Source organism: Microvirga aerophila (assembly GCF_003332305.1).
GTDB classification, from domain to species: domain Bacteria; phylum Pseudomonadota; class Alphaproteobacteria; order Rhizobiales; family Beijerinckiaceae; genus Microvirga; species Microvirga aerophila.
Window position 1 is genome coordinate 1 of record NZ_QOIO01000140.1, and the last position, 4,074, is coordinate 4,074.

The window sequence follows — 4,074 nt, forward strand, 5'->3', positions numbered from 1 at the left end:
CGCAGTCCCTCGAGGCGCCAAGTATATTCCTCAATCGCGCAACGCACCTGATCCCAACAACGTTCCGCTACCAAACACCTAGTGGTTGGCGCCTAACAGAAGAGTCCGCTCGCGGATTCCCCTTGGCTTGTGCGTATGCGAGGCTGAGGCATGCGCACTGGCATCGCCCTCACCCCTAGCTCCTCGGACCGGCAGCGCCTTGAGGCTGTCATCAGCAACCGGAACACGGCCCAGAAGCACGTCTGGCGGGCGGCCATCGTGCTGCTGAGCGCCGAGGGCGTGGGCACCGCCGACATCATGCGTCGGACCGGCACCTCCAAAACCTGCGTTTGGCGCTGGCAGGAGCGCTTCATGCAGGAAGGCGTCGACGGCTTGCTGCCCGACAAGACGCGCCCCTCCCGGATCAAGCCGCTTGGCCCGGACATGGCCGAGCGGGTGGTCAACCTGACGCTTTCCGACCCCTTGGGCGAGGCGACCCACTGGACGGCCGCCATGATGGCCAAGGAGAGTGGCATCAGCGCCAGTGCGGTCCGCCGCATCTGGCGAGCCCATGGTCTCCAGCCGCATCGCTATCGCCAGTTCAAGCTCTCGAACGATCCCAGGTTCGCCGAGAAGCTGCGCGACGTGGTCGGGTTGTATGTCGATCCACCGGCGCATGCCATCGTGCTCTCGGTCGACGAGAAGTCCCAGATCCAGGCGCTCGGCCGCACTCAGCCCGGCCTGCCGCTCAAGAAGGGGCGGCTTGGGACCATGACGCACGATTACAAGCGCCATGGCACCACCACGCTGTTTGCCGCCCTGAACGTGCTGGACGGTACCGTCATCGGGCGCAACATGCAGCGCCACCGGCATCAGGAGTTCATCCGCTTCCTGAACACCATTGAGGCCCAGGTGCCGGCGGGCAAGACCATCCACGTCATCCTCGACAACTATGGGGCTCACAAGCATGCAAAAGTGCGTGCCTGGCTGGATCGCCATGAGCGTTTCACCTTCCACTTCACCCCGACTTCGTGCTCGTGGCTGAACGCGGTGGAGGGCTTCTTTGCCAAGCTCACGCGCCAGAGGCTCAAGCGCGGCGTCTTCCCTTCGGTGGTCGATCTTCAGCAGGCGATCAACCGGTACGTTGTCGAGACCAACACCCGTCCCAAGCCTTTCACCTGGACGGCCGACCCGGATGAGATCATCGCTGCCGTCAGGCGTGGGCACCAAGCGTTAGATTCCATCCACTAGTTGTGCGTCATTGTGCGACGCCTCCGTATCTAAGACAACGCAAAGACCTCGGCTGTAGTGCGAAATTGACTGAGTTCCAGGTTTCTTCTGTTCAGGGGTGAAGCCCGTTGGTTGATTGATGCCCGTTGCTATCTGTCATGGCAACCGGACGGATCATATCTTCTGGCTGGATTCTTTGGGTGGTGTAATTGGCAAAGTCCGTCCGGGTTACCCCTTCCAAGGCTGAATGAGGACACACGGTGTTGTACAACCCGACATCACAAAACGGATCGGTCTATATCATTGACGGAAAGTGAGTTGGTTGATCGGGATGCAGTCTCATATGGTATTTTGCGGAGCGCTCCGCCCACATCGCGATTTTTCGCCGCTGATCCATCAAGGTCGACGCAGCTGAAGATCCACGGACCATCCGCAAGCGGATGAAAAGGTATCTTTTCACACTGGGACTACCACTTTTGCGTGACTGGACCAGTTCAGCAATCTGACATCTACTTTAAAAGCATCATCGTGGTTTTACCGAAAGTAAAATCGCAGTAAAATGCTAAATTAACAAGTACAATTTCGCTGTTTAGTCGTTTAGTGCAATCGTTTAGTTGCCCTAAGTCCGGGAGGTCTTGTGTCGATCAACCCGGTGTTTGGCCACTTAATACGGCCGCGCATCAGGAGTTTTCGCTTACTTGTCCCAACCGGTCAATCTAAGCTAGGTCAGTGAAAGCAATGTGCTTTGTAGAGCGGCGAGTGGCGACTTGTCCGCCGCGTGCAAAATGTGCCCGAGTACTTGTAACTGTGCCAAAGACAATCTGAATTTCAAGCGTAATGCTAAGCGTATCTAGGTTTATGTATCACTGGTGCTAACACAGCGGGCTAAGGGAAAATGGCGCAAGAAAATCAAAAGAGAGTACCTTTTATAGAATACGGAGCGTCTCAGGAAACTCTTCCTCCGGTCGAGTCTGGTCAAGTATTATCTACCCAGACACTATCGCTTGTTGCGAAGCGATTTATTGATATCCTTGGCGCTGTCATGGGCTTAGTTGCGCTGGCACCTTTGTTATTGATCATCGCCTGTATTTTAAAGCTCACAGACAGAGGACCGATTTTTTTTCGTCAGGTGAGGGTTGGACGCGGGGGACAACGATTTTCCTGCCTCAAGTTTCGCACGATGATTGTTAATGCAGATCAGGTACTCCAAGAACATTTGAAAAATGATATGGCCGCTCGTCGCGAGTGGGAACACAGTCAAAAGCTGAGAGATGATCCTCGTATTACATGGCTCGGCCGCTTCCTCAGACGGACAAGTTTGGACGAGTTGCCTCAATTAGTAAATATAATTGTAGGTGAGATGAGTTTAGTCGGTCCCCGGCCAATAATTCCAGCAGAAATGAGTCGATATGGGCACAGACTGGACTATTACCTTTCAATGAGGCCAGGCCTAACAGGCTTGTGGCAAGTTAGCGGACGTAACGACTGCAGTTATAATGAGCGGGTGGAGCTGGATGCTCGTTACGTAAGAGAATGGAGGCTGTTTCAAGATTTCGCGATCTTAATCCGAACGATACCAGCAGTCATCAAGCAGCGTGGAAGTTGCTAGGAAATTTAACTGTCAGATTAGTTACGGACACTGCAGATTGTAGTCAAACGTGCACTTTTGGGAGTGACTCGGGTTTCTCGTCGGAACCAGGATTTGAATCGTAGCTAGTGCGGCGTCAGGACTGAATTGAGAGGTCGCGCGTTATCCTAGTGGTGCGAGTTCAAAGTGCGTTGGCAGAAGCGTTTGACACTGGCGAGGATCTCGTCGGCAGATTTGGTCCAGATGAACGGTTTGGGATCCAGGTTGGTCTGCTCAATGTAGGCCTGGATTGCGGCTTTCAGGCTGTCAGTGCTGACAAAGACCCCGCGTTGGAGGCAGCGTCGGGTCAGAAGAGAGAACCAGCCTTCCACCAGATTGAGCCAGGAGGCGCTGGTGGGAGTAAAGTGCAGATGCCAGCGCGGCCGCTTCACCAACCAGTCATGCACCAGGCGTGTCTTGTGGCTGCAGGCATTGTCGAGCTCCAGATGCACATCGAGATCAGCCGGGACAGATGCCTCGACCTGATCCAGAAAGGCGAGGAACTCTTCACTGCGGTGCCGCCTCTTGCAGGCGCCGATCACACTGCCGGTCTTCACGTTCAAGGCTGCAAAGAAGTCTGTGGTGCCGTGCCATGCCGCCGGTAGTCGTGGCTGCGGCGCTCAACCTGTCCTGGACGCATCGGCAGAATTGGCGTCGTACCTTCCACCGCTGGTGCCGGGCTGGAAAACCGGCCTGCTGATCCGGCGTAAGAAGGGCCGATCGCATCAGTTCACGTTCTACCTCACCTGTTCGCCCGAGGAGACGGCGCTGCCCGATCTGGTGCGGGTGGCCGCTCAGCGCTGGCGGATCGAGAGCTGCTTTAAGGAAGCCAAGGGCGAGACTGGATTGGACGAGTACGAGGTGCGTTCGTGGACAGGCTGGCACCGGCACATCACATTGTCCATGCTGGCGCATGCGTATCTGACCGTCGTGCGCCAGCACGCCATCGGGGGAGAGGCCTCCGTCGGGCAGGCCGCGGGGCTGCTGCCGCTCACAGTGCCGGAGGTGCGATGCCTGCTCTGGCACTTGGTGGGGGAGCAGCCGCCTTCAGTCGAGGCAGTCGAGCACTGGTCCATCTGGCGTCGGTGCCATCAGCAGCGGGCGCGCGAATGCCACTGGCGCGAACGCGCCCGACGCCGCCGTAAATCCGGGCTGTAGTACTAGGCAGCGGACTCATAACTGCGGATCCAGATGCGGGCTGATGCGAGCTTGATGGCGGCCAGGAAGTTGTCCGGGTT

Annotated in this window: 3 protein-coding genes and 1 pseudogene; 3 read left to right on the forward strand and 1 reads right to left on the reverse strand. The window is 56.8% G+C overall.

Features of this window, described 5'->3' with window-relative positions:
* The first annotated feature begins 150 nt into the window (after window positions 1-150).
* Complete coding sequence (locus DRB19_RS29090) at window positions 151-1,230, forward strand: IS630 family transposase (RefSeq protein ID WP_114189425.1); 1,080 nt, start codon at window positions 151-153, stop codon at window positions 1,228-1,230.
* An 874-nt stretch (window positions 1,231-2,104) separates the two neighbouring features.
* Entirely contained in the window at window positions 2,105-2,818 is a 714-nt protein-coding gene (locus tag DRB19_RS29095) for a sugar transferase (protein ID WP_114189426.1), read from the forward strand.
* A gap of 146 nt (window positions 2,819-2,964) precedes the next feature.
* On the opposite strand, the pseudogene DRB19_RS29100 reads toward DRB19_RS29095, so the two are convergent.
* Window positions 2,965-3,506: pseudogene (locus DRB19_RS29100) on the reverse strand (IS630 family transposase); the annotation flags it as partial.
* Between DRB19_RS29100 and DRB19_RS32040 the strand changes: the two are divergent.
* Entirely contained in the window at window positions 3,485-3,994 is a 510-nt protein-coding gene (locus DRB19_RS32040; protein WP_147023276.1) for a hypothetical protein, read from the forward strand. The pseudogene DRB19_RS29100 and the gene DRB19_RS32040 overlap by 22 nt on opposite strands.
* Window positions 3,995-4,074: the final 80 nt, after the last annotated feature.

Coding starts and splice junctions, on each gene's coding strand:
- DRB19_RS29090 (WP_114189425.1), top strand. CDS start 151: ATGCGCACTGGCATCGCCCTCACCCCTAGCTCCTCGGACCGGCAGCGC.
- DRB19_RS29095 (WP_114189426.1), top strand. CDS start 2,105: ATGGCGCAAGAAAATCAAAAGAGAGTACCTTTTATAGAATACGGAGCG.